At 68.7% G+C, this 22,409-nt stretch carries 24 protein-coding genes; 21 read left to right on the forward strand and 3 right to left on the reverse strand.

Features of this window, described 5'->3' with window-relative positions; all coding sequences use genetic code 11:
- The first annotated feature begins 46 nt into the window (after positions 1–46).
- From J3S89_RS17145 to J3S89_RS17170, 6 genes are all read left to right on the forward strand, one after another.
- On the forward strand, positions 47–1,084 hold the full coding sequence (locus J3S89_RS17145) for a branched-chain amino acid ABC transporter permease (protein ID WP_217929026.1): 1,038 nt from the start codon (positions 47–49) through the stop codon (positions 1,082–1,084).
- A complete protein-coding gene (locus J3S89_RS17150) occupies positions 1,081–2,940 on the forward strand; it encodes a branched-chain amino acid ABC transporter ATP-binding protein/permease (RefSeq protein ID WP_217929028.1) in 1,860 nt (619 codons plus the stop codon). The genes J3S89_RS17145 and J3S89_RS17150 overlap by 4 nt, the downstream gene beginning before the upstream one ends.
- A complete protein-coding gene (locus J3S89_RS17155) occupies positions 2,937–3,704 on the forward strand; it encodes an ABC transporter ATP-binding protein (RefSeq protein WP_217929030.1) in 768 nt (255 codons plus the stop codon). Before J3S89_RS17150 ends, J3S89_RS17155 begins: the two co-directional genes overlap by 4 nt.
- Entirely contained in the window at positions 3,701–4,735 is a 1,035-nt protein-coding gene (locus J3S89_RS17160; RefSeq protein ID WP_217929032.1) for a ketopantoate reductase family protein, read from the forward strand. The genes J3S89_RS17155 and J3S89_RS17160 overlap by 4 nt, the downstream gene beginning before the upstream one ends.
- Entirely contained in the window at positions 4,732–5,502 is a 771-nt protein-coding gene (locus J3S89_RS17165; RefSeq protein WP_230489176.1) for a class II aldolase/adducin family protein, read from the forward strand. The genes J3S89_RS17160 and J3S89_RS17165 overlap by 4 nt, the downstream gene beginning before the upstream one ends.
- A gap of 166 nt (positions 5,503–5,668) precedes the next feature.
- Positions 5,669–6,142: a MarR family winged helix-turn-helix transcriptional regulator gene (locus tag J3S89_RS17170; protein ID WP_217929033.1), complete on the forward strand. Its 474-nt coding sequence runs from the start codon at positions 5,669–5,671 to the stop codon at positions 6,140–6,142.
- A 9-nt stretch (positions 6,143–6,151) separates the two neighbouring features.
- Here the strand turns inward: J3S89_RS17170 and J3S89_RS17175 are convergent, their stop codons facing one another.
- A complete protein-coding gene (locus J3S89_RS17175; RefSeq protein ID WP_217929034.1) occupies positions 6,152–7,060 on the reverse strand; it encodes a LysR family transcriptional regulator in 909 nt (302 codons plus the stop codon).
- A gap of 149 nt (positions 7,061–7,209) precedes the next feature.
- Here J3S89_RS17175 and J3S89_RS17180 point away from each other — a divergent pair, with 149 nt between their 5' ends.
- Positions 7,210–8,181 (forward strand): TauD/TfdA family dioxygenase, encoded by a 972-nt coding sequence (locus J3S89_RS17180; protein ID WP_217929035.1) that lies wholly within the window; start codon positions 7,210–7,212, stop codon positions 8,179–8,181.
- 60 nt (positions 8,182–8,241) lie between these two features.
- Here J3S89_RS17180 and J3S89_RS17185 read toward each other — a convergent pair whose 3' ends face one another.
- Entirely contained in the window at positions 8,242–8,703 is a 462-nt protein-coding gene (locus tag J3S89_RS17185; RefSeq protein ID WP_217929036.1) for an Lrp/AsnC family transcriptional regulator, read from the reverse strand.
- 198 nt (positions 8,704–8,901) lie between these two features.
- Between J3S89_RS17185 and J3S89_RS17190 the strand changes: the two genes are divergently transcribed.
- The 10 genes from J3S89_RS17190 to J3S89_RS17235 all read left to right on the forward strand — a co-directional run bounded on the left by J3S89_RS17190 (position 8,902) and on the right by J3S89_RS17235 (position 17,822).
- Positions 8,902–9,594, forward strand: coding sequence for an aspartate/glutamate racemase family protein (locus tag J3S89_RS17190; protein ID WP_230489205.1), 693 nt, complete (start codon positions 8,902–8,904; stop codon positions 9,592–9,594).
- Between the two features lie 31 nt (positions 9,595–9,625).
- On the forward strand, positions 9,626–10,933 hold the full coding sequence (locus tag J3S89_RS17195; RefSeq protein WP_217929038.1) for an NAD(P)/FAD-dependent oxidoreductase: 1,308 nt from the start codon (positions 9,626–9,628) through the stop codon (positions 10,931–10,933).
- A 47-nt stretch (positions 10,934–10,980) separates the two neighbouring features.
- Positions 10,981–11,487 (forward strand): L-2-amino-thiazoline-4-carboxylic acid hydrolase, encoded by a 507-nt coding sequence (locus J3S89_RS17200; protein WP_230489174.1) that lies wholly within the window; start codon positions 10,981–10,983, stop codon positions 11,485–11,487.
- 60 nt (positions 11,488–11,547) lie between these two features.
- Positions 11,548–12,666: an ABC transporter substrate-binding protein gene (locus J3S89_RS17205; RefSeq protein ID WP_217929039.1), complete on the forward strand. Its 1,119-nt coding sequence runs from the start codon at positions 11,548–11,550 to the stop codon at positions 12,664–12,666.
- A 97-nt stretch (positions 12,667–12,763) separates the two neighbouring features.
- On the forward strand, positions 12,764–13,678 hold the full coding sequence (locus J3S89_RS17210) for a branched-chain amino acid ABC transporter permease (protein WP_217929040.1): 915 nt from the start codon (positions 12,764–12,766) through the stop codon (positions 13,676–13,678).
- A complete protein-coding gene (locus J3S89_RS17215; RefSeq protein WP_230489173.1) occupies positions 13,671–14,681 on the forward strand; it encodes a branched-chain amino acid ABC transporter permease in 1,011 nt (336 codons plus the stop codon). The genes J3S89_RS17210 and J3S89_RS17215 overlap by 8 nt, the downstream gene beginning before the upstream one ends.
- Positions 14,678–15,430, forward strand: coding sequence for an ABC transporter ATP-binding protein (locus J3S89_RS17220; RefSeq protein WP_217929041.1), 753 nt, complete (start codon positions 14,678–14,680; stop codon positions 15,428–15,430). Before J3S89_RS17215 ends, J3S89_RS17220 begins: the two co-directional genes overlap by 4 nt.
- Positions 15,427–16,137, forward strand: a complete 711-nt coding sequence (locus J3S89_RS17225; protein WP_217929042.1) for an ABC transporter ATP-binding protein — start codon at positions 15,427–15,429, stop codon at positions 16,135–16,137. Before J3S89_RS17220 ends, J3S89_RS17225 begins: the two co-directional genes overlap by 4 nt.
- A gap of 9 nt (positions 16,138–16,146) precedes the next feature.
- A complete protein-coding gene (locus J3S89_RS17230) occupies positions 16,147–16,614 on the forward strand; it encodes an L-2-amino-thiazoline-4-carboxylic acid hydrolase (RefSeq protein WP_217929043.1) in 468 nt (155 codons plus the stop codon).
- A gap of 32 nt (positions 16,615–16,646) precedes the next feature.
- Entirely contained in the window at positions 16,647–17,822 is a 1,176-nt protein-coding gene (locus J3S89_RS17235; protein ID WP_217929044.1) for a M20 aminoacylase family protein, read from the forward strand.
- Between the two features lie 19 nt (positions 17,823–17,841).
- On the opposite strand, the gene J3S89_RS17240 is transcribed toward J3S89_RS17235, so the two are convergent.
- Positions 17,842–18,675 carry an IclR family transcriptional regulator gene (locus tag J3S89_RS17240; protein WP_217929045.1) on the reverse strand — a complete coding sequence of 278 codons (834 nt, stop codon included), beginning with the start codon at positions 18,673–18,675 and terminating at the stop codon, positions 17,842–17,844.
- Positions 18,676–18,839: 164 nt separating this feature from the next.
- On the opposite strand from J3S89_RS17240, the gene J3S89_RS17245 reads away from it, so the two are divergent.
- From J3S89_RS17245 to J3S89_RS17260, 4 genes are read left to right on the forward strand one after another with little or no spacing between them, the layout of a single operon-like run.
- The gene (locus J3S89_RS17245) at positions 18,840–19,523 is read left to right on the forward strand and encodes an SDR family NAD(P)-dependent oxidoreductase (RefSeq protein ID WP_217929046.1); all 684 of its coding nucleotides are present in this window, start codon (positions 18,840–18,842) and stop codon (positions 19,521–19,523) included.
- Complete coding sequence (locus J3S89_RS17250) at positions 19,520–19,834, forward strand: (2Fe-2S)-binding protein (RefSeq protein ID WP_217929047.1); 315 nt, start codon at positions 19,520–19,522, stop codon at positions 19,832–19,834. The genes J3S89_RS17245 and J3S89_RS17250 overlap by 4 nt, the downstream gene beginning before the upstream one ends.
- Positions 19,835–19,836: 2 nt before the next feature.
- Entirely contained in the window at positions 19,837–21,201 is a 1,365-nt protein-coding gene (locus tag J3S89_RS17255) for an FAD/NAD(P)-dependent oxidoreductase (protein ID WP_217929200.1), read from the forward strand.
- Positions 21,201–22,370, forward strand: a complete 1,170-nt coding sequence (locus J3S89_RS17260) for an NAD(P)/FAD-dependent oxidoreductase (protein WP_217929049.1) — start codon at positions 21,201–21,203, stop codon at positions 22,368–22,370. The genes J3S89_RS17255 and J3S89_RS17260 overlap by 1 nt, the downstream gene beginning before the upstream one ends.
- Positions 22,371–22,409 lie beyond the last annotated feature (39 nt).

Below are 22,409 nucleotides of genomic sequence, written 5' to 3' on the forward strand. Positions count from 1 at the left end.
CTCTCCCTCTCGCCCCGCCTCCCGTCGTTCCGGAAGGAAGTCCGCCATGAACATGCAGATCGTCATGTTGCTGGGCCAGGACGGCGTCACCAACGGTGCCGTCTATGCCCTGCTCGCCCTGTCGATCATGCTGGTCTTCTCGGTGACCCGCATTCTCCTCATCCCGCAAGGCGAGTTCGTCGCCTTCGCCGCCCTCACCATGGCGGCCATGCAGTCCGGCCGCGCGGTCCAACTGGGCTGGCTCGTCTTCGCGCTCGCGGTCGTCGCGACGCTGATGGACGCGGCGAAGGTCTGGCGCTCCAAGGGGCGCGAACCCTGGCCGCACGGAACGCTCGGTCTGCTCGCCGTCGCGGCGCTGGCGCTGGTGCTCACCAAGGTCCTTCCGCTCGACCGGATCGGCATGTTCGCCCAGGCCCTCCTCACCATCGCCCTGGTGGTGCCGCTCGGGCCGCTGCTCTACCGCGTCTTCTTCCAGGCGATCGCCGCCGCCCATTCGCTGGTGCTGCTGATCGTCTCGATCGCCGTCCACGTCGCCCTGGTCGGCACCGGCCTTCTGATGTTCGGCCCCGAGGGCGGCAAGACCGAGCCCTTCTCGGACGCCTTCTTCGAGATCGGCCCGGCGATGATCGCCAGCCAGACGCTCTGGGTGATCGCCGCCACGCTCGCCCTGATGGGCGGCCTCTGGGTCTTCTTCGGCAAGACCCTCTACGGCCGCGCCCTCCAGGCGACGGCCGTCAACCGGCTCGGCGCCGAACTGGTCGGCATCTCGCCCGATCTCGCCGGCCGCGCCTCCTTCACCCTCGCCGCTGCGATCGGCGTCCTCTCCGGCATCCTGATCGCCCCGATCACCACGATCTACTACGACAGCGGCTTCATCATCTCGCTGAAGGGCTTCGTCGGCGCCATCATCGGCGGTCTGACCAGCTTCCCCGTGGCGGCGCTCGGAGCGCTCTTCATCGGGCAGGCCGAAGCCTTCTCCACCTTCTGGGCGTCGAGCTACAAGGAGGTGATCGTCTTCACTCTCCTCCTGCCCGTGCTCGTCTGGCGTTCGCTCGCCCACACCCGCGTCGAGGACGAAGAATGAGCCCGCTCGCCCTGCCTCACCGCGCCCGCACCTTCCTGCGCGCGCCCGCCCGATGGTCGGTGGTGGCCGCGATCCCGATCGTCGCCCTTCTGCCGCTCGTCCTCACCGACTATCAGGTGACGCTGGCCGACAACATCGGCATCGCCGCCCTGGTCACCCTCGGCCTGGTGCTCCTGACCGGGGTCGGCGGCATGACCAGCTTCGGCCAGGCCGCCTTCGTCGGCATCGGCGCCTATTCCGCCGCCGTGATGGCGACGTTCCAGCCCGCCGATCTGCCGTTCGGCCTCTCCTTCTTCGCCGGTTCACCGATCGCCGGCTTGGTGCTGGGCCTCGTCATCACGCTGAGCGTCGCCGGCATCCTCGGCGCGATCACCCTGCGTCTCTCCGGCCATTATCTGCCGCTCGGCACGATCGCCTGGGGCCTGTCGCTCTATTATCTCTTCGGCACGATCGAGGCCTTCGGCGGTCACACCGGCATCTCCGGGATCCCGGCCCTCAGCCTCTTCGGCATCACGCTCGATCGCGGCGAGGAGCTCTTCCGGCTGATCTGGGGCGTCGTGATCGTCGCGGTGATCGTCACCCTCAACCTGCTCGATTCCCGCCCCGGCCGCGCCATCCGCGCCCTGCGCGGCGGCCAGATCATGGCCGAATCCATGGGCGTCGACACGTTCCGCGCCAAGATGACGGCCTTCCTCACCGCCGCCGTCTTCGCCTCGATCGCCGGTTGGCTCTATGCCCACACCCAGCGCTTCGTCGCCCCCGCGCCCTTCAGCCTGCAGGCCGGTATCGACTACATGTTCATGGCGCTGATCGGCGGTGTCGGTCAGGTCTGGGGCGCGGTCGTCGGCGCCGCCACCGTCGTCATGCTCAAGGAATGGCTGCAGGATCTGCTGCCCCATCTCCTCGGACGCGTCGGCAACTTCGAGCAGATCGTCTTCGGTCTCCTGATCGTCGTGGTGATGCGCGAGATGTCGTCGGGTCTGACCGGACGCCTCGTCGAGGCCGTCCGCGCTCGCCTGCCGCGCGTCTCGATCGCCCCGGCCGGCGCCGATCTCGCCGCCGTCGAGCCGCTGCCGCGCTGTCCGATGCCGCCGCGCGGCACCACCATCCTCGAGGCGCGCGGCGTCACCCGTCGCTTCGGCGGTCTCGTCGCCAACGACGACCTGAGCTTCTCGGTCGCCGCCGGCGAGATCCTCGCGGTGATCGGTCCCAACGGCGCCGGCAAGAGCACGCTCTTCAATCAGCTCTCCTGCGTCGACGCTCCCACTTCCGGTGAGATCGTCTTCCGCGATCGACGCATCGACGGTCTCCCCTCGCGCGAGGTGGCCAAGGACGGCCTCGCCCGCACCTTCCAACACGTCAAGCTGTTGCCCACCATGAGCGCGCTCGAGAACGTCGCCCTCGGCGCCCATCTGCGCGGCAGCGACGGCATCGCCGCCGCCATGTTGCGCCTCGATCGCGCCGAGGAGGCCTCGCTCCTCGCCGAGGCGGAACGTCAGCTGACCCGCGTCGGTCTCGGCGAATATGCCGCCGCCGAGGCCGGCAGCCTCGCCCTCGGCCAGCAGCGCATCCTCGAGATCGCCCGCGCGCTCGCCTCCGATCCCTGCCTGTTGCTCCTCGACGAGCCGGCCGCCGGCCTGCGCTTCCGGGAGAAGGAGGCGCTCGCCGAACTGCTCGGACGGCTGCGCGCGGAAGGCATGGCGATCGTCCTCGTCGAACACGACATGGACTTCGTCATGGAACTGGCCGACCGCGTCCTCGTCGTCGACTTCGGCCGCCAGATCGCCGAGGGCCTTCCGGCCGAGATCCAGTCGAACCCGGCCGTTCTCGAGGCCTATCTGGGAGGCGTCGAATGACCGCGCTCGCTCCGACCACGCCGCCGCTCCTCTCGGTCCGCGATCTCTCGGTCTCCTACGGCCCGATCGAGGCGGTCTCCGGGATCTCCCTCGACGTGCCCGAGGGCCACATCGCCACGGTGATCGGCCCCAACGGCGCCGGCAAGACCACGCTCCTCTCGGCCCTGATGGGGATCCTGCCCTCGCGCGGCGCCATCACCGTCGACGGGGTGGAGACCTCGTCGCCGACCATCGCTCGGATGATCGCCGCCGGCATCGCCCTGGTGCCGGAACAGCGCGCCCTCTTCGCCACCATGACGGTCGAGGACAATCTGGTGCTCGGCGGTTTCCGCCGCCATCGCGACCCTCATTACGACGCCGACGAGACGCTGCGCGACGTCTACGGCCGCTTCCCGCGCCTGTGGGAACGTCATCGCCAGCTCGCCGGCACGCTCTCCGGCGGCGAACGGCAGATGCTGGCGCTCGGCCGCGCCCTGATGGGCAAGCCGCGCCTCCTGATGCTCGACGAGCCGAGCCTCGGTCTCGCGCCGCTGGTGGTGCGCGACGTCTTCCAGATCATCGCCGAACTGAAGCGCACCGGCGTCTCGATCCTCCTGGTGGAGCAGAACGCCCGCGCCGCCCTCAAGGTCGCCGACCACGCCTATGTGCTCGAACTGGGCCGCGTGGCGATGGAGGGCCCGGCCGCCGAACTCGCCGACGATCCGCGGATCGTCGCCGCCTATCTCGGCAAGACCTCGCGCCATCAGGAGATGCTGACCGCATGACCGCGACGGCCGATCGAGACGGACGATGGCGCGTCTGCATCGCGGGCGCCGGAGCCATCGGAACCACGCTGGCGACCCGCCTCGCGGTCGCCGGCCATGACGTGAGCGTGGTCGCGCGCGGCGCGACCCGCGCCGCCATCGAGGCCGACGGCCTCACACTCACCGATCGCGAGGGCACGCATCACGCCCGCGTCGCCGCCGGATCGGCCGACGAACTGGGGCCGCAGGACGCGGTTCTGATCTGCGCCAAGGCGACCGATCACGCCACCCTCGCCCGCGCCGTCCTGCCGGTGGTGGGGGAGGGGACGCTGGTCGTCCCGGTCGTCAACGGCATTCCCTGGTGGTACTTCGAGGGCGTCCCCGGGCGCCATGCCGGCAGCGCCGTCGAGGCCGTCGATCCCGGCGGCCGGCTCAAGGCCGAGATGCCGCTCGACCGCATCATCGGCGCGGTCACCTACGTCACCGCCGAGCGCCTCGGCCCCGGCGTCGCGCGCTCCACCAATCCCTTGCGCATGGTCGTCGGCGAGATCGATCACACCGTCACCGACCGCGTCGAGGCGCTCGCCGCCGTGCTGCGCTCGGCGGGCATCGCCACCGAGGTCAGCGCCCGCATCCGCGATCCGCTGTGGACCAAGGTGATCGGCAACATCACCTCCAATCCGCTCTCGGTGCTGACCGGCGCGACCTTGCGCGAGATCTACACCGATCCGACGCTGAGCCACGTCGCCCGCCAGTTGCTCGACGAGGCGCTCGTCACCGCCGCCGCCCACGGCGCCCGCATGGATCTCGACCCCGACGCCTTCCTGGCGATGGGGGCGAGCATGGGCGACATCCGCACCTCCATGCTCCAGGACTACGAAAAGGGCCTGCCGCTCGAACTCGCCGCCATCGGCGACGCCGTCGCCGAACTGGCCGAACTCAAGGGGCTCGCCATGCCCCGCACCCGCACCATCCTCGATCTGGTCCGGTTCCGCGCCGCCAAGTCGCGCGCCGAAGCCGACGGACCCTCGCCGCGAAAGGACGTCGCATGAACGCTCCCGTCACCCCGATGCCGAAGCCCCGGCCCGTCTCCGAAGCCGAATGGGCGCTGCGCTGCGAATTGGCCGAGTTCTATCATCTGGTCGACTGGTTCGGCTGGACCGAGACCATCTTCAACCACATCTCGGCGCGCCTGCCCGGCCCGAGCGAGCACTATCTCGTCAATCCCTTCGGGCTCAACTACGACGAGGTGACCCCGGAGAACCTCCTCAAGGTCGGCCTCGACGGCCGCAAGGTCGAGCCCTCCGATTACGACGCCAATCCCGCCGGCTTCGCCCTCCATTCGGCGATCCACGGCGCCCGCGAGGACATTCACTGCGTCGTCCACACCCACACCACGCCGATCTCGGCGGTGGTCCAGAAGAAGCGCGGCTTCACCCACGACGACTTCTACGGCGCCCAGCTGTTCGGCCGCATCGGCTATCACACCTTCGAGGGCATCACCCTCTTCGCCGACGAGAAGGAGCGCATGCTGGCGAGCCTCGGCGACAAGCACATCCTGGTTCTGCGCAATCACGGCATCGCCGTCGGCGAGAGTACGGTCGCCAAGACCTTCTTCCTTCTGTGGACCGTGCAGCGCGCCGCCGAGATCCAGTCGCTGGCGGATTCCATGGGCGGCGAGGACACGGTGCTGCCCGACGCGGTGCGCGCCCGCTGCGCCGATCTCACCGCCATGCTGATCCGCGAGGACGACTTCGCCCAGAAGTTCTTCCACGCCATGCTGCGCAAGATGCACGCCGAGCGCGGCCCGAGCTGGTGAGCCCGAGACCGGGGAGATCCGCGGCGCCCCTCCCGAGAGGATCGCGCGAAAGTGGATCTTGCCCCGGACGTCTCGAGATGATTGTTGAAGCGCGCCCGGAGCGATGGTTCGCCCCTCCGGGCGGGCGCCCCGTCGCGGGCGCGACAGGGGTAGACGGGACGACGCGATGGTGGTGACGAAGAGACTGCGGCGCTACATCCCCTCCGAGGACGAGTTCAGCTACCTCGATTTCCCGTTCTATTGGTTGGCCCGCGTCCAAGGCACCTACCAGCAACAGATGGAAAAGGCGCTGAAGAAGGTCGGCTCGGACATCCCGACTTGGCGCGTCCTCTTCATTCTGAAGGTGCACGGCAAGTCGAGCCTGTCGGAGATCTCGACCCACGCCATCATCAAACTGCCGACGCTGACCCGCATCATGACGCGGATGAAGGCGGAGAACCTGGTGGAGACCTCGACCCACGCCGAGGACGGCCGGGTCACCGAGGTCGAGCTGACGCCCGCCGGCGCCGATCTCATTCACCGCATGGAGGAGGTGACGGCACGCCTCTTCGCCCGCTCCTACGTCGGCCTCAGCGACGCCCAGATCACCCGCCTCAACGCGACCCTGGCGCAGATCCTCGACAATCTCGCCGAGGATTGAGCCGCCGCCTCACGAGGCCGGCTCCGTTCGCTCCGCCGCCCATCTCCGAATCCGCTCGAGCACCCAGCGGAAGGCGGGATCCTGGGTGCGCTTCTCGACCCAGAGCATCGAATAGTCGATCATCTTGGCGTCGATCGGCAGCGGCACCATCGCCAGCGGATGAAGCCGGACGAAGAGCTGGGCGAGCGGCGTCGGCATGGTCGCCACCAGATGTGACCCCTGCACGTAATGCGGCGTCGCCAGAATGGCGCGCGTCGAGATCCGGCACCGGCGCAGCCGCTGAGCGTTCTCGAAATAGTCGGCGATGAAGGTCGGCCGCCCGTCGGAGAAGGTCACGACGAGGTGCTCGGCGTCGACGTACCATTGCTCGTGCGGCGTCGTGGGCGTGACCCGCGCCGGATCGTAGAGGCAGGAGAACCCCGCCTTGATCAGTGTCTCCTTGCAGATCCCGTTCGGCACCGCGCCGGAAATGGTGAAGGCGACGTCGCATCGGCCGCGGAAGAGGTCGTCGGTGACCGATTGCCAGTCGGTCGGCTGCACGTCGAAACTGGCGTCGTAGAGGTCCCGGCCGAGCGCCTCCATGATGCCGGGCAGCAACACGAATTCCACGTCCTCCGCCGCGCCGAAGGTCATCTTCAGGCGCGAGGCGCGCGGATCGAAGCGGCGCTGGTCGAAGGTCTCGCGCAGGCGGTTGAGAGGCTCCTGACATTCCGCCCAGACCTGGCGCGCGCGCGGCGTCGGCGCGAGCCCCTGCGGCGCGCGAACGAAGAGCGCATCGGCGAACCAGTCGCGCAGCCGCGCCAGCGATTGGCTGACCGCCGGCTGGGAGCGGCCGAGGCGCTGTGCCGCCCGGCTCACGTTCTGCTCGGTCATCAAGGCTTCGAAGACCAGCAACAGATTGAGATCGAGTTTCGTCATAAGCGCTGCTTATGTTCTGTCAGAGATTTTCGGATTAGCATTGTAAAACTTCTGCATCAACACTCTTCGGCACAGGCCGTGTCCGGTCGTTCGGGCGCCCGGCACCGCGTTGCGCCGGCCGGCCCCCCCAACCCATGGAGAGAGTGTTCATGTCAGTCGTCCTGCGCGAGAAGATCACCGGACCGGCCGCCTGGAAGGGCAGCGAATTGGCCACGTCCACCGATTGGATCTCGCCCCTGTCCGAGCGATTGCTGACGGCGCTCGATGGTGCCCTGCAGGGCGTGAAGCGGCGCGGGCTCGGGCTCGGTCAGTTCACCCGGGCGGACTTCCCGCTCGACGGCTGTGAAGACACGCTCGCCGCCTTCGCCGACGAATTGGAGAACGGTCGCGGCTTCCTGGTCCTGCGCGGTCTGCCGGCCGATCGCTACGGCGAGGTGGACATGACCCTGCTCTATTACGGGCTCGGCCTGCATCTCGGCACGCCCGTTCTTCAGAACCCCGCCGGCGATCTCCTCGGCCGCGTCGCCAACGTCGGCGATCTCGCCGACAAGCGCACCCGCGTCTACGAGACCAACGCCTATCTGCCCTATCACACCGACCTCTCCGACGTGGTCGGCCTGCTCTGCATCCGCAAGGCCAAGTCGGGGGGCTTGAGCAGCCTCGTCGCCGCCGGCGCGATCTACAACGAGATCGTCGCCCATCACCCCGAATTCCTCGGATTGTTCTACCGCCCGCTCTATTTCGATCACCTCGGCGAGGACCTGCCGAGCCTCTCGCCGATCTTCAGCTACCACGAGGGCAAGCTGAGCTGTCGCTACCTGCGGCAATATATCGAGCTGGGTCAGGAGCTGCGCGGTCTGCCGATCTCGCGGGTGGAGACCGAGGCGCTCGATCTCTTCGATTCGATCATCCACGATCCGCGCCTGCGCCTCGACATGATGCTCGAGCCGGGCGACATGCAGTTCGCCAACAACTACGCCGTGCTCCATTCGCGCACCGGCTTCGAGGACGACGAGGATCCGACCCGCCGGCGTCTGCTCTATCGCCTGTGGCTGAAGATGCCCAACGCCCGCCGCCTCGCCCCCGACTTCCCCGGCCGCAACGGTTTCCCGCCGCGCTGACGAGGGTCCGACGAAACGAACCGTCGCGACACCGCGACGGTTCCTCGCCACCCCACCGGCTCACGCGTAGCGCAGCGGTACGGCGGTGGTGAACTTCAGCTCCTCCATCGAGATGAAGGAGGTGATGTCGGTGAAGTCGAGCCGGCTGATCAGCTGCTTGTAGACGGCGTCGTAGATGTCGACGTTGGGCACCACCAGCCGCAGCAGATAGTCCATCTCGCCGGTCAGCCGATAGGCCTCGACGATCTCGGGAATGTCCGAGATCGCCTTGCGGAACGCCTCCAGCCATTCGATCGAATGGCGCGACGTGCGCACGCCGACGAAGACCGTCGTCGCCACGTTGCTCTTGCGCCGGTCGAGCAGAACGACCCGCCGCGCGATCATCCCGTGATCCTCCAGCGCCTTGATCCGCCGCCAGCACGCCGACACCGACAGACCGATCGTGTCGGCGAGATCGGCGACCGCCACGCCGGCGTCCTCCTGGAGGGCTTCGAGAATGCGTTTGTCGCGAACATCCAGCATGACGCGCAGCCTTTGCATGGTCAAATGAGATTGCGCGATTCCATCGCGCCAAAGATGTATATCACGCGATGAATTTGTGTGAATGATGGAAAAAGGTGCAAACAACGCGCATCCATTTCGCGCCGATCGTTCTACCGTCTTCGAAAGGTTCAAAAACGGAGAAGACGCGTGTCTCGCACCATCGGCCTGATCGGCGGCATGAGCTGGGAAAGCACCGCGACCTATTATCGCGAGATCAACGAGTTGGTTCGACTGCGCCATGGCGGCCTGGTCTCGGCCGACATTCTGATGCACTCGGTCAATTTCGACGAAATCGTCACGATGCAGAAGGCGGGACGATGGGATCTCGCCGAGGAACGTCTGGCCGAGGTCGGACGAGGTCTCGCCGGCGCCGGTGCCGGCTGCCTCCTGATCTGCACCAACACCATGCATCTCGTCGCCGATCACGTCGCCCGCAACACCGGCGTGCCGTTGATCCACATCGTCGACGTGGTCGGCCGCGATCTGGTCGCCGCCGGCATGAAGAAGCCGTTGTTGCTCGCGACCCGCTACACGATGGAACAGAGTTTCTATCGTGATCGCCTCCGCGAACGTTTCGGGCTCGACGCGATGGTGCCGGAGGCGCAGGATCGCACCGTCGTCCACGACATCATCTTCGATGAACTCTGCTGCGGGATCGTCAAGGAAACCTCGCGCAAGAGTTACATCGACATCATCGAATATGCGAAGACACAGGGAGCCGATTGCGTGATCCTCGGCTGTACCGAAATTGGACTATTGATCGAGGAGAAGGATTCGGTTCTTCCTGTATTCGACTCGACCAAGCTGCACGCGCGCGCCGCGGTCGACTTCTTCGACGGCTGCCTGGAAATCGACGCGGTGGCGGCTTGATCCTCCATTCGCTGCTCGGGAGCCCGAACCGATGAACGCCTCGACCCCGCCGTCCTTTCCGCCGTCGCTCTGGGCCGGGGTGACGCCCGCCCGCGCCGCGACGGCGCCGCTCGCGGGTGAGGTGCGGGCCGACGTGGCGATCGTCGGCGCGGGTTTCACCGGCCTCTCCACCGCCCTGGCGCTCGCCGAACGCGGCCGCTCCGTGGTGGTGGTCGAGGCGGCAGCCGTCGGCTGGGGCGCCTCCGGTCGCAACAACGGTCAGGTCATCCCGACCATGACCGGCGCCGAACCCGACACCATGGCGCGGACCCACGGTGAGACCGGCGAACGTTTCGCCCAGCTCGTCGCCGACAGCGCCGGCAATCTCTTCGACCTCGTCCGCCGCCACGCCATCGCCTGCGAGGCCGAACAGACCGGCTGGTTCCAGCCGGCCCATTCGCCCGGCCGCGTGAAGCTCTCCGCCGCCCGCGTCGAGGCCTGGGCCCGGCGCGGCGCCCCGGTGCGCCTGCTCGATCGCGCCGAGACCGCCGCCCTGATCGGCTCGACCGACTGGTACGGCGGCATGCTCAACACCTCCGGCGGCCACGTCAATCCGCTCGCCTTCGCCCGTGGCCTCGCCGATGCGGGGCTCGCCGCCGGCGTGCGCCTCTACGAGGGCACCCCGGCCCGGTCGCTCGAGAAGACCTCGGCCGGGTGGGTGGTGACGACACCCACCGGCCGCGTCGCCGCCGACCGCGTGCTGCTCGCCTCCAACGGCTATACCGATGCCTTCACCCCCGGTCTCGCGCCGCGCATCGCCCATTCGCTGATCCCGGTCCTCTCCTGGCAGATGGCGACGGCGCCGCAATCGGACGCGGTCCGCGCGAGCGTTCTGCCGGGTCGTCAGGCGCTCTCCGACACCCATGGCGATCTGCGCTTCTTCCGCTGGGACGCGCGCGGTCGTCTGGTGACCGGCGGCGCCCTGATCCTGCCCTTCGACGGGGCGCGGCGCCTGAAGGCGCTGGTCGGCGAGCGGCTCGCGAAGATCTTCCCGCAGATGGGGGTTCCGACCTTCGATTTCGTCTGGAACGGCCGCATCGGCATGACCGCCGATCGCATGCCGCGCTTCCACCGCGTCGACGAGGGTCTGTGGACCTGGGCCGCCTGCAACGGGCGCGGCGTCGCCCTGTCGACGGCGCTGGGTCCGGTCTTCGCCGATGCCCTCGACGGGGCCGACCCCAAGGATCTGCCGGTGCCGGTCACCCCGGTGCGGCCCTATCCGCTCCACGCCGTCGCCACGCTCGTCGCTCCGGCGATGTTGGCCTGGTACCGATTCAAGGATTCCCGCGAGCCGGCATGACGCCGGCCTGCGCCGTTCGACCCCGAGAACAGAAGGAAGCGACTTCCATGACCGAGACCAGCCCGTCGGGCCGCATGGTTCCCATCGAATGGCTCCAGGGGGCCTTCGACATGCGCGCCGCGGCCTACGCCAACATGTTCGACGTGCTGCGCGACGCCTTCGGCACCGACAAGGCGGTCGAGCTGGTCGGCGAGGCGACCCGCCGCATGGGCGTGGCCATGGGCGCGAAATTCGCCGATCTCGGTCCCTCGAATCTCGTCGCCCTGAAGGAGCGCTTCATCTCCGGCATTCCGGCCGTCGAGGTGATCTTCGCGCCGGAGATCCGCCAGTGCGACGACGAGCGCCTCGAGATCAAGTTCCACAAGTGTCCGCTCAAGGACGCCTGGACGCGGATGGGCCGTTCGGAAGAAGATCTCGAACTCCTGTGCAAGGCCGGCGGCGCCATCGACGGCGGCCTCTTCAAGGCGGCCGGGTTCGTCTTCAAGGGCGAGACCTGGAAGCCGGGTGAGGAAGGCTGTTGCCGCCTGATCGTCGAGCCCGGCGAAGCCGCCTGATCGCATCCCTTTTTCGTTCGTTCCTCACCTCGGCCCCCGGGCCTTTCGCGGAGAAAGACCATGACCGTCACTCGCAGGACCCTCGTCGGGATCGCCCTCGTCGCCCCGCTTTCCTTCGTCGGCACCGCCTTCGCCGCCGACCCGATCAAGATCGGCTACCAGCTGCCGCTGACCGGCAACACCGCCCAGTACGGCCAGGACTTCAAGACCGCCGCCGAGATCGCCCTCGACCGTTTCAACGCCTCCGGCAAGCTGCCGGTCAAGGTCGAGATCGTCTACGAGGACAGCCGCTCGGACGCCAAGGAAGGTGTGGCGATCGCCCGCAAGTTCGTCGACGACGAGAAGATCGTCGGCGTCCTCGGCGACTTCACGTCGGGCGTTTCGATGGCCGCCGCCCAGGTCTACAAGGAGGCGGGCATGCCCCAGCTCTCCCAGACCGCTTCCCATCCCGACTACGCCAAGATCTCGGAATGGCAGTTCCGCAACATCACCACTCAGGCCGGTGAAGGTCCCTACAACGCCGACTGGATGGTGTCGAAGGGTCTGAAGAAGGTCGCGGTGATCGCCGAACAGACCGACTGGGGCCAGTCCGTCACCAAGTACTTCTCCGACGAACTGACCGCCAAGGGCGGCACCGTCGTCATGACCGAGTACTTCAACCGCGGCACCCCGGACTTCCGCTCGCTCCTCGCCAAGATCGAGCGCGCCAAGCCCGACGCGATCTACACCGGCTTCTTCTACGAGGACGGCGCCAACTTCCTCAAGCAGATGAAGCAGCTCGGCTACGCCGTGCCGGTCTTCTCGACCTCGGCGGCGCACAACCAGAAGCTCATCGAGCTCGCCGGCCCCGACGCGGAAGGCCTGTCGCTGACCACCAACTTCCTGCCCAACAGCCCGAAGCCCGAGGTGAAGAGCTTCGTCGAGGCCTGGGTCAAGGCGCGCGGCGCCGAGCCCGGCCAGTTCCCGGCCCAGGCCTTCGACGCGGTCAACATCATGCTCGACGCGATCGTCAAGACCTACCCGAAGACCACGCGTGCCTCGGTCCGCGACGCGCTCGCCGCCACCAAGGACTTCCCCGGCGTGACCGGCGTGACCACCTTCGGTCCCGATCGTGAGCCGGTGAAGCAGCTCTCCAAGGTGCGCGTCGTCGGCGGTGTCTTCTCGCCGGTCGCCGAGTGATCGATCCGATCCCGGGGGCGGCGCCGCCGCCCCCGTTCCATCGCCGTCGGGACGGCTCGACGGCCACGTCTCGCGACACGACACGAAGGGGGCTGCCGTGTTCGATCCCTATTATCTTCAGCAATTGGCCATCGGCCTGTCACAGGGCGTGATCTACGCGCTGATGGCGATCGGCTTCACGCTGATCTTCGGCGTTCTCAACGTCGTCAACTTCGCCCATGGCGAGGTCTACACCGTCGGCGCCTTCGCCGGCCTCCTCCTCATCACCGCCTTCGCGCCGCCGTTCCTGGTGGTGCTCTTCGTGGTGCTGGCGGTGGGCGCGGCGCTCGGCTTCGGGTTGGAGCGCATCGCCTTCAAGCCGTTCCGCCGCTTCTCCGACGAGGCCTCGCTGAAGTCCCGCGCCATGCGCGAATCGACGCTGATGTCGTCGCTCGCCGTCTCGATCGTCGCCCGCGAGGGGCTGGAGATCGCCTTCGGCTCGCAGATGCAGACGCTGCCCTTCGAATATCTGATCAACAAGCCGATCGCGATCGGCCCGGTCACCATCGTCACCGGCGACGTCATCATCTTCGTGGTGGCGGCGCTGATGCTGGGCGGGCTCCAGTATCTGCTGACCAAGACCCGCGTCGGCCTGTCGATCCGCGCGGTCTCGGCCAATCCGCTCGGCGCCAAATACGTCGGCATCGACACCGACCGCACGATCGTCACCACCTTCGCCATCGGCTCGATGATGGGCGCCGGCGCCGGCATCCTGGTCGGGCTCTATTACGGCGCGATCTTCCCGGCGATGGGCTTCGTGCCCGGCATCAAGGCCTTCGTCGCGATGGTGATGGGGGGGCTCTCCTCGATCCCCGGCGCGGTGATCTGCGCTCTGCTGCTCGGCCTCTCGGAAGGGCTCGCCACCACCTTCATCTCGTCGAACTGGGCCGACATGGTCGCCTACGGCTTCCTCATCGTCACCCTGATCTTCTTTCCGCAGGGCCTCTTCGGGGCGGGGAGGGAACGTGTCTGAGATCACTCGCAAGGGATGGGTCGTGCCCGTCCTGCTCCTCGTCCTCGTCTTCGCCGTGGCTCCCTTCACGCTGGCGCAGTTCGGCAAGGGCTATTTCTTCCAGGTCGCCAATCTGGTGCTGATCTTCTCGCTGCTGGCGGTGTCGCTGCACCTCGTCACCGGCGTCGCGGGCCTCCTGCACCTGGGTCATGCCGCCTTCTACGGCATCGGCGCCTATGTCGCGGCGCTGATGGGCACCGACCTGAAGCTCGGCTTCCTGTGGGGCCTGCCGGCCGCCGGACTGGTCGCCGCCCTCTTCGCCCTGGTGGTGGCGCTGCCGACCATGCGGCTCGTCTCGATCTATTTCGCGGTGGCGACGCTCGCCATCGGGCAGATGATCAACACCGTCCTCCTCAACTGGGTCGCCGTCACCAAGGGCCCGAACGGGGTGATGCTGTTCTCCGGCATCAAGCTCTTCGGCTTCGCGGTGAAGGGTCCGCTCGCGGTCTATTTCGTGGTCGCGGTGGTGGTCGTGGCGTCGATCTGGGTGCTGCATCGCCTCAGCCATTCCTATTACGGCAATGCGTTGCGCTCGCTGCGCGAGGACGATCAGTGCGCCGACGCCATGGGCATCGACACGGTGCGGCTGAAGATCGAGGTCTTCACCCTCTCCGCCTTCTTCGCGGGGCTCGCCGGGGCGCTCTGGGCCTATACGACCGGCTACGTCTCGCCCGGCGACTTCAACTTCTCCAACTCGATCCTGATCCTGGCGATGGTGGTGGTCGGCGGCCTCGGCTCGCTGCCCGGCGCGATCGTCGGCGCCGTCCTCCTGATCCTCCTGCCGGAGGTGCTGCGGGGGCTCGGCGATCTCCGCAACGTGATGGTCGGTCTGGTGATGTTCGTCTCGATCCTGTTCCTGCCCAAGGGGCTCTTCGGCGAGGTCTCCGCGCTCGCCTTCGTCCGCCGCAATCTCGGCGTGAAATGGGGCGCGGCCCCGTCCGAGCGGGAGGTCGGTTGGAGATGAGCCTGCTCGAGATCGAAAACGTCACCCGTCGCTTCGGCGGACTGGTCGCGGTCGACGACGTCACCACCCGGGTCGAGGCGGGCGAGCTGGTCGGCCTGATCGGCCCCAACGGGGCCGGCAAGACCACGCTCTTCAACCTCATCTCCGGCTTCACGGCGCTCACCTCCGGCGCGGTGCGCTTCAAGGGCGCGGCGATCGACGGATCGAAGCCCCACGTGATCGCGGCGCGCGGCATGTCGCGCACCTTCCAGAACCTGCGCGTCTTCCCGAACATGTCGGTCTTCGACAACGTCTCGGTCGGGTCGGTCGGCGCCATGGGTCAATCGGCCTTCGCCGCCGTCTTCGGCCGGCGGGGGCGCTCCGACGCCATCTCGGCGCGCACCTGGGAGGCGCTGGAGCGTGTCGGCCTCGCCGAACAGTCGGAGGAGTTGGCCGCCAACCTCTCCTACGGCAAGCGGAAATATCTCGAGATCGCCCGCGCTCTGGCGATGAGGCCGGATCTCCTGATCCTCGACGAACCCGCCGCCGGCCTCAACGACAGCGAGACCGCCGAACTCGCCCGCTTCATCCGCACGCTCAACGACGATGGTCTCGCCGTGATGCTGGTGGAGCACGACATGAACCTCGTCATGGGCATCTGCTCGCGCGTCGTGGTGCTCGCCTCCGGCCGCAAGATCGCCGACGCCGAACCGGCGGTCGTCCGCGCCGATCCGGCGGTGCTCGAAGCCTATCTGGGGGTCGACGAATGAGTCTTCTCGAAATTCGCGGCCTCACCGTCACCATGGGCGTCCAGGAGATCCTGCACGGGGTCGACCTCGACGTCGCCGAACGCGGCATCGTCGCGGTGCTCGGCTCCAACGGCGTCGGCAAGACGACCCTGATGCGGGCGATTTCCGGCATCTACAAGCCGAAAGCCGGCACCATCCGCTTCAAGGGCGAGGACATCTCCAAGCTGAAGAGCCACGAGATCGTCGCGCGCGGCCTCCTCCAGGCGCCCGAGGGCCGGCAGATCTTCTCCTCCATGTCGGTCCGGGAAAATCTGGTGATCGGCGGCGGCGCGCACGGGCTCTCCGAACTCGAGCGGATCCTCGTGCTCTTCCCCAAGCTCGGCGAGCGCATGAGCCAGATCGCCGGCTCGCTCTCCGGCGGCGAGCAGCAGATGCTGTGCATCGCCCGCGCGCTGATGGCCAAGCCCTCGATCCTGCTTCTCGACGAACCCTCGCTCGGCCTCGCGCCCAAATTCGTCAAGGGCATCTTCGATCTGGTGTCGCAGATCCGCGACGAGGGCCTGTCGATCCTGATCGTCGAGCAGAACGCCAAGGCGGCGCTCCGCATCGCCGACCGCGCGGCGGTGATGGAGAGCGGCCGCATCGCCCTCGAAGGCCGCGCCGTCGACCTCGCCGGCGATCCCCGTATCGTCGAGGCCTATCTCGGCGGCCACGTCCACACGGTCTGAGGAACGGTCATGACCCAGCCGATCATCGAACGCCGCCGCATCGAGGCGGAAATCCTGAAACACGTCTACGACGTGCTGGTGGAGAGCCACGGCGAGGCGGTGGCGAAGGCGACGCTGGACGCCGCCGTCTCCCGTTCGGCGGTGGCGCAAGGGGCGAAGTTCCGCGCCGAGCTCGGCCGCGATCCCGATCTCGCCGACTTCGCCGACATCCTGCCCAACTGGACGGCCAACGATTCGCTGGCGATCGAGGTGCGTCACGCCGCCCCCGACCGGCTCGAATTCGACGTCGTCCGCTGCCGTTACGCGGAGATGTATCGCGAGATGGGACTGGGCGAGATCGGCCATCTCCTCTCCTGCAATCGCGACGGCGAATTCTGCACCGGCTACAATCCGGCGATGGAGTTGACCCGCACCGAGACCATCATGAGCGGGGCGAAGCGCTGCGACTTCCGCTACCGGATGAAGACCGCCGACTGATCCCGCCCTTGCCTGCGCCCACGGAGGGCCCGATGAACGCCGTACCCACTCTCTTCTCCTGCGAGGAAATCGACGAGGCGGTCGCCTGGCGGCGTGAGCTGCACGCCATGCCCGAGCTCGCCTTCCAGGAGCACCGCACCTCCGCCTTCGTCGCCGAGCGGCTCGCCTCCTTCGGTCTGAAGGTCTCGACCGGGCTCGGCGGCACCGGCGTCGTCGCGACCCTCTCGCGCGGCTCCTCCTCCCGCGCCGTCGGCCTGCGCGCCGACATGGACGCCCTCGCCATCCACGAGGCGACCGGCCTCGCCTACGCCTCCAGGAACGTCGGCCGCATGCACGCCTGCGGCCACGACGGCCACACCGCGATGCTGCTCGCCGCCGCCCGCCGGCTGTCGCAGTCGACGACCCTCGACGGCACCGTGCATTTCGTGTTCCAGCCGGCCGAGGAGAACGAGGGCGGCGCCGAGCGCATGGTCGCCGACGGGCTCTTCCGCGACTTCCCCATGGAGGCGATCTTCGGCATGCACAATTGGCCGGCGCTGCCGCTCGGCCGCGCCGGTCTGACGACCGGGGCGATGATGGCGGCCTTCGGCATCTTCGAGATCGAGGTGAAGGGGCGCGGCGCCCACGGCGCCATGCCGCATCAGGGCGCCGACCCGGTCGCCGCCGTCTTCCAGATCGGCTCGGCGCTCCAGACCATCGCCTCGCGCAACGTCTCGCCGATGTCCTCGGCCGTGGTCTCGGTGACGACCGTCCACGGCGGCGACGCCTGGAACGTCATTCCCGACGCCTGCCGCATGAGCGGCACCGTGCGCTGGTTCGATCCGGCGATCGGCGATCTCATCGAGACGCGGCTGAAGGCGATCGTCCACGGCATCGCCGAGGCGATGGGCTGCGAGGCGACGATCGACTATCAGCGCCGCTACCCCGCCACCATCAACGACGCCGGCGAGGCCCGCTTCGTCCAGGGCGTGGTGCGGACCATGGCGCCGAAGCTGATCCTCGAGGAGGAGATCGAGCCGAGCATGGGCGCGGAGGACTTCGCCTTCATGCTCCAGAAGAAGCCCGGCGCCTACGTCTGGGTCGGCCAGGGCCGCGAGGGCGCCAACCCCGGCCTCCATTCGCCGCGTTACGACTTCAACGACGCGGCCCTGCCGATCGGCGCGGAACTCTGGGTCCGGATCGCCGAGGAGCGCCTGCGCCGGGCGTGAGGCCACGCCCGCGCGGGGGTCACCCGCGCGGCGCCTCGACGCCGCCGAGCCACCGCGCCGGCCGCCGCAGCGCCGGATCGAACGGCGACACGCGGCGGCCGATCGCCTCGGCCTCGCGGCGCAGACAGTCGATCACCGCCGCCTTGCGCTCCGGCGTCAGGCGCTCGCTCAGCGTGCCGATCGACAGCGCCGCGACGACGTTGCCGTTGGTGTCGAAGATCGGCACCGCGACCCCGGTCATGCCCGGCAGAACGCCCGTCTCCGACGCGGAGAAGCCGAGGCGCTGCGCCTTTTCGATCTCGGTGCGCAGGAACACCTCGTCGATCGGCGACATGTCGATCAGCCGCGGCAGGTTGAAGCGGATCACCTCCTCGCGCTCGCCCGGCGGCAGAAAGGCGAGGATGACCAGCGAGCCCTGACCGATGCCGAGCGGGATGCGCCCGCCGATGTCGTCGGTGAAGGAGCGGATCGGGATGGGTCCGTTCGCCCGGTCGAGGCAGACCGCGTTGAACCCGGTCCGCACCAGCAGGAACACGGTCTCGCCGAGCGCCGCGCACAGATGGATGAGATGCGGCCGGCACGTGTCGCGCAGATTGTCCGAGGTCTCGACCCGTGCCGCGAGCGCGAAGAAGTCGAGCGCCAGCCGGTAGCGGCGATCGGCCGTGCGGGTCACGAACTCCTCCGCGATCAGCGATTTCAGCAGGCGATGCGTGGTCGCTTCGGTCTCGCCCGCCTGGGCGGCGAGATCGGAGAGCCGCATGCCGCCCGCCGTCGCCTCGCCGAGATGGCGCAGCAGGCGCAGCCCGCGCTGGAGACTGGTCGGGGCGTCGGCTTCGTCGCTGCGTTTCTTCATTCGAAATCTGGGCTCCGTTATGAACCGATAAATATCGTCTAATAAAAATATGACGACCAATTTTTCAAATGGCAAGAATCGAGATTGACATTCGCCCCTCGCCCCCGCGTGATTGGTCATCGGATGGGCATGAGGACCTTATGGGCACTGCAGCAAAAGTCGTCATGATTTCAGGCGCTTCACGCGGCATCGGCGCGGCCGTCGCGCACGAGTTGCGCGCGCGCGGCCATCGTCTGTCGCTCGGCGTCCGCGATCCCGCCGCGGTGCGCGCCGTCTTCGGCCCCGACGCCGACGATCTCCTGATCCATGCCTACGAGGCCGCCGATCCCGCGTCCCCCGACGCCTGGGTCGCGGCGACGCTCGCCCGCTTCGGCCGCATCGACGGTCTCGTCGCCAATGCCGGCATCGCCCCCTTCGTCGGTCTCGAGAGCGGCGATCTCGCCGAGCTGGATCGGCTCTGGGAGATCGACGTCAAGGCGCCCTTCCTGCTGATCCGCGCCGCCTTCCCGGCCCTGAAGACCGCCGGCGAGGGCCGGGTCGTCACCGTCGCCTCGCTCTCCGGCAAGCGCGTGATGGGCCTCAACACCGGCTACCAGATGGCCAAACACGCCGTCGTCGCCCTGACTCATTCGGTGCGGCGCCACGGCTGGGAGCACGGCATCCGCGCCACCGCGCTCTGCCCCGGCTTCGTCGCCACCGACCTGACCGCCCACGTCACCGATCTGCCTGCAGAGGCGATGACCGATCCCGCCGATCTCGGCCGCCTCGTCGCCACGGTGATCGAGCTGCCCAACACCGCCGGCGTCGCCGAACTCCTCGTCAACTGCCGCTACGAGCACATGCTGTGACCCCGAACCCCACCCCCCGGCCCGGCCTCTTCCACCGTCTCGTCGAGCGGACGGGCCCGGTCCTTCGTTTCGAGATCGACGGCGTTCCGGCCGAGGGGCGGGCGGGGGATCATCTCCTCACCGCGATCCTGCTCGCCCGTCCCGATCTGCGCCGGTTCGAATTCGCCGAGACCACCCGCTCCGGCTTCTGCCTGATGGGCGCCTGCCAGGACTGCTGGGTCGATCTCGCCGACGGCCGCCGGCTCCGCGCCTGTTCCACCCTGCTCGAGGAGGGCATGCACGTCCTCGTCGAGGGGAGGGCGCGGGCATGAGCGTGGCGAAGCTTCCCCACGTCGCGGTGGTCGGCGCCGGCCCGGCCGGCCTGCGCGCCGTCGAGGTGCTCGTCGCCGGCGGACTCAATCCGGTCCTGATCGACGAGGCGCCGCGCTCCGGCGGCCAGATCTATCGCCGTCCGCCGCCCGGCGCCGAGCGCCCCGCCGCCGATCTCTACGGCTTCGAGGCGGCCAAGGCCACCGCCCTGCACGGCCTGCTCGATCGCCTCGGCGACCGCGTTCGTTACCGGCCGAACACGCTGGTCTGGTCGATCGAGGGAAAGCGCCTGCGGCTCCTCGCCGACGAGCGCTTCGACGCGCTCGAGGTCGACGCGATGATCCTCGCCACCGGCGCCATGGATCGCGTGCTGCCCTTCCCCGGCTGGACCTTGCCCGGCGTCTTCACCCTCGGCGCCGCGCAGATCGCGCTGAAGGCGCAAGGGGTGGCGATCGGCCGCCGCGTCGCGCTCATCGGCGCCGGTCCGCTGCTGCCGCTGGTCGCCCATCAATATCGCAAGGCCGGCGCCGAGGTCGTCCTCGCTCTCGACGTCACCGCCTTCCTGCCCAAGGTGATCCACGGCTTCGGCCTCCTCAATGCGCCGGCGACCCTCGCCAAGGGGCTCTGGTACATGGCCCGCAACGTCCTCGGCGGCGTGCCGATGCGCTTCGGCGCGCGCCGGCTCCGGGTCGAAGGAACCGATCGGGTCGAGGCGGTGGTGTGGACCGACGCGCGCGGCCGCGAGCATCGCGTCGCCTGCGACGCGGTCGGCGCCTCCTTCGGCCTGCGCAGCGAGATCCAGCTCGCCGATCTCGCCGGTTGCCGCATCGTCTTCGACGATCTCACCCGGCAGTGGCAGCCCGAGCGCTCGCCCGAGGGGCGGTCCTCGGTCGTGGACGTCTATCTCGCCGGCGACGGCGCCGCGATCGGTGGCGCCGACGTCGCGGAGTTGACCGGCGCGCGCGCCGCGCTCACTCTGCTCGCCGACCATGGCCGCCCGGCCGATGCCGCTCGGATCGATCGGCTGGACCGGGAACTGGCGCGTCATCGCCGGTTCCGCCGGGCCCTCGAGGCCGCCTATCCCTTCCCGGGCCATCTCCTCGACGATCTCGCCGATACGGAGACGCTGTGCCGCTGCGAGGGGATCACGGTGGGAGCGGTGCGCGCCGCCGCGCGGGAGCGCGACGTCGACGAGATCAACCGCCTGAAGGCGCTGACCCGCACCGGCATGGGCCGTTGTCAGGGTCGCGTCTGTGGTCAGGCGGCGGCCGAGATCCTGGCGCGGAGCCGGGGCGTTCCGGTGGAGACGGTCGGTCGCCTGCGCGGCAATCCGCCGGTCAAGCCGATCCCGATCGAGGGGGGACTGTGATGGGGGAGCGTCTCGACGTCGACGTGGCGATCGTCGGGGGCGGCACCGCCGCCTGCGCCGCCGCCGTCGCCCTGCGCCGGCACGGCCTCACCGTCGCCGTGCTCGAGAAGCGCCGCTGCGGCGCCGGTGCCAGCGGCGTCAATTTCGGCGGCGTTCGCCAACAGGGCCGCGATCTGCGCGAGCTGCCGCTGTCGCGCCGCGCCCGGCCGCTGTGGGACGGGCTCAACGCGCTCCTCGGCGAGGACGTCGAATTCGAGGCGACCGGCCACATCAAGCTCGCCCGTTCCGAGGCCGACCTCGAGTTTCTCGAGCGCTACCGGATCGACGCCGCCGCGTGTGGTCTCGAGCTCACCATGATGGGCGCCGATGCCGTCCACGCCGAACTGCCCTGGCTCGGCGAGAAGGTGCTCGGCGCCTCGTTGTCGCCGACCGACGGTCAGGCCAATCCGCGCGTCGTCGGCCCTGCCTTCGCCCGCCTCGCCCGCCGTATGGGCGCCGAGGTGCGCGAGCACACGCCGGTCGAGGCGGTCGCGCACACCGGCTCGGGCTTCGTCGTCACCGCGCCCGGCCTCGAGGTCCGCGCCCGCCGTCTGGTCAATGCCGCCGGCGCCGGCAGCGGACTGGTCGCGGCGAGCTTCGGCGAGGCGGTGCCGCTGACGCCGCTGTCGCCGAACATGCTGGTGACCGAGCCCATGCCCTATTTCGTCTCGCGCTCGATCGGGGTCTGCGGCGGCGACGTCTACGTCCGCCAGGTCCGGCGCGGCAACGTCGTCTTCGGCGGCGGCGGCGGTTGGCAGGATCACGAGCGCGGCCTCGCCCGCCCGAACGACGCCGAGTCGCTCGGCGGCATGAAACGCACCCTGCAGGTGGTGCCGGGCCTCGCCCACGCCCGGGTGATCCGCACCTGGAGCGGCGTCGACGGGCAGATGCCCGACGCCATCCCGGTGATCGGCCCGTCGCGCACCACGCCCGATCTGGTCCACGCCTTCGGCTTCTCCGGCCATGGCTTCCAGCTCGGTCCGGTGATCGGCGAAATCATCTGCGAACTGCTGGTCGACGGGGCGACGCCCTCGCCGATCGAGCCCTTCGCCATCGATCGGTTCGACGGGCTCGCCTCCGCCGCGCCGGCAGACGCTCCCGTCGGCGGGAGCACCCACACCGAGCATTGACGCCCTCGGGAGGCCCGCCCCCCCGAGACGACCCCAACG

The sequence above is a fragment of the Pinisolibacter aquiterrae genome (assembly GCF_019160155.1).
In the GTDB taxonomy this organism is placed as follows: Bacteria; Pseudomonadota; Alphaproteobacteria; order Rhizobiales; family Ancalomicrobiaceae; genus Pinisolibacter; species Pinisolibacter aquiterrae.

Bases quoted from the DNA above. Each gene is read 5' to 3' on its own strand.
- J3S89_RS17235 (WP_217929044.1), top strand. From the start codon at position 16,647: ATGAACGCCGTACCCACTCTCTTCTCCTGCGAGGAAATCGACGAGGCG.
- J3S89_RS17245 (WP_217929046.1), top strand. From the start codon at position 18,840: ATGATTTCAGGCGCTTCACGCGGCATCGGCGCGGCCGTCGCGCACGAG.
- J3S89_RS17220 (WP_217929041.1), top strand. From the start codon at position 14,678: ATGAGCCTGCTCGAGATCGAAAACGTCACCCGTCGCTTCGGCGGACTG.
- J3S89_RS17165 (WP_230489176.1), top strand. From the start codon at position 4,732: ATGAACGCTCCCGTCACCCCGATGCCGAAGCCCCGGCCCGTCTCCGAA.
- J3S89_RS17145 (WP_217929026.1), top strand. From the start codon at position 47: ATGAACATGCAGATCGTCATGTTGCTGGGCCAGGACGGCGTCACCAAC.
- J3S89_RS17185 (WP_217929036.1), bottom strand. From the start codon at position 8,703: ATGCTGGATGTTCGCGACAAACGCATTCTCGAAGCCCTCCAGGAGGAC.
- J3S89_RS17190 (WP_230489205.1), top strand. From the start codon at position 8,902: ATGAGCTGGGAAAGCACCGCGACCTATTATCGCGAGATCAACGAGTTG.
- J3S89_RS17240 (WP_217929045.1), bottom strand. From the start codon at position 18,675: ATGAAGAAACGCAGCGACGAAGCCGACGCCCCGACCAGTCTCCAGCGC.
- J3S89_RS17180 (WP_217929035.1), top strand. From the start codon at position 7,210: ATGTCAGTCGTCCTGCGCGAGAAGATCACCGGACCGGCCGCCTGGAAG.
- J3S89_RS17260 (WP_217929049.1), top strand. From the start codon at position 21,201: ATGGGGGAGCGTCTCGACGTCGACGTGGCGATCGTCGGGGGCGGCACC.
- J3S89_RS17200 (WP_230489174.1), top strand. From the start codon at position 10,981: ATGACCGAGACCAGCCCGTCGGGCCGCATGGTTCCCATCGAATGGCTC.
- J3S89_RS17230 (WP_217929043.1), top strand. From the start codon at position 16,147: ATGACCCAGCCGATCATCGAACGCCGCCGCATCGAGGCGGAAATCCTG.
- J3S89_RS17160 (WP_217929032.1), top strand. From the start codon at position 3,701: ATGACCGCGACGGCCGATCGAGACGGACGATGGCGCGTCTGCATCGCG.
- J3S89_RS17205 (WP_217929039.1), top strand. From the start codon at position 11,548: ATGACCGTCACTCGCAGGACCCTCGTCGGGATCGCCCTCGTCGCCCCG.
- J3S89_RS17170 (WP_217929033.1), top strand. From the start codon at position 5,669: ATGGTGGTGACGAAGAGACTGCGGCGCTACATCCCCTCCGAGGACGAG.
- J3S89_RS17175 (WP_217929034.1), bottom strand. From the start codon at position 7,060: ATGACGAAACTCGATCTCAATCTGTTGCTGGTCTTCGAAGCCTTGATG.
- J3S89_RS17155 (WP_217929030.1), top strand. From the start codon at position 2,937: ATGACCGCGCTCGCTCCGACCACGCCGCCGCTCCTCTCGGTCCGCGAT.
- J3S89_RS17195 (WP_217929038.1), top strand. From the start codon at position 9,626: ATGAACGCCTCGACCCCGCCGTCCTTTCCGCCGTCGCTCTGGGCCGGG.
- J3S89_RS17150 (WP_217929028.1), top strand. From the start codon at position 1,081: ATGAGCCCGCTCGCCCTGCCTCACCGCGCCCGCACCTTCCTGCGCGCG.
- J3S89_RS17225 (WP_217929042.1), top strand. From the start codon at position 15,427: ATGAGTCTTCTCGAAATTCGCGGCCTCACCGTCACCATGGGCGTCCAG.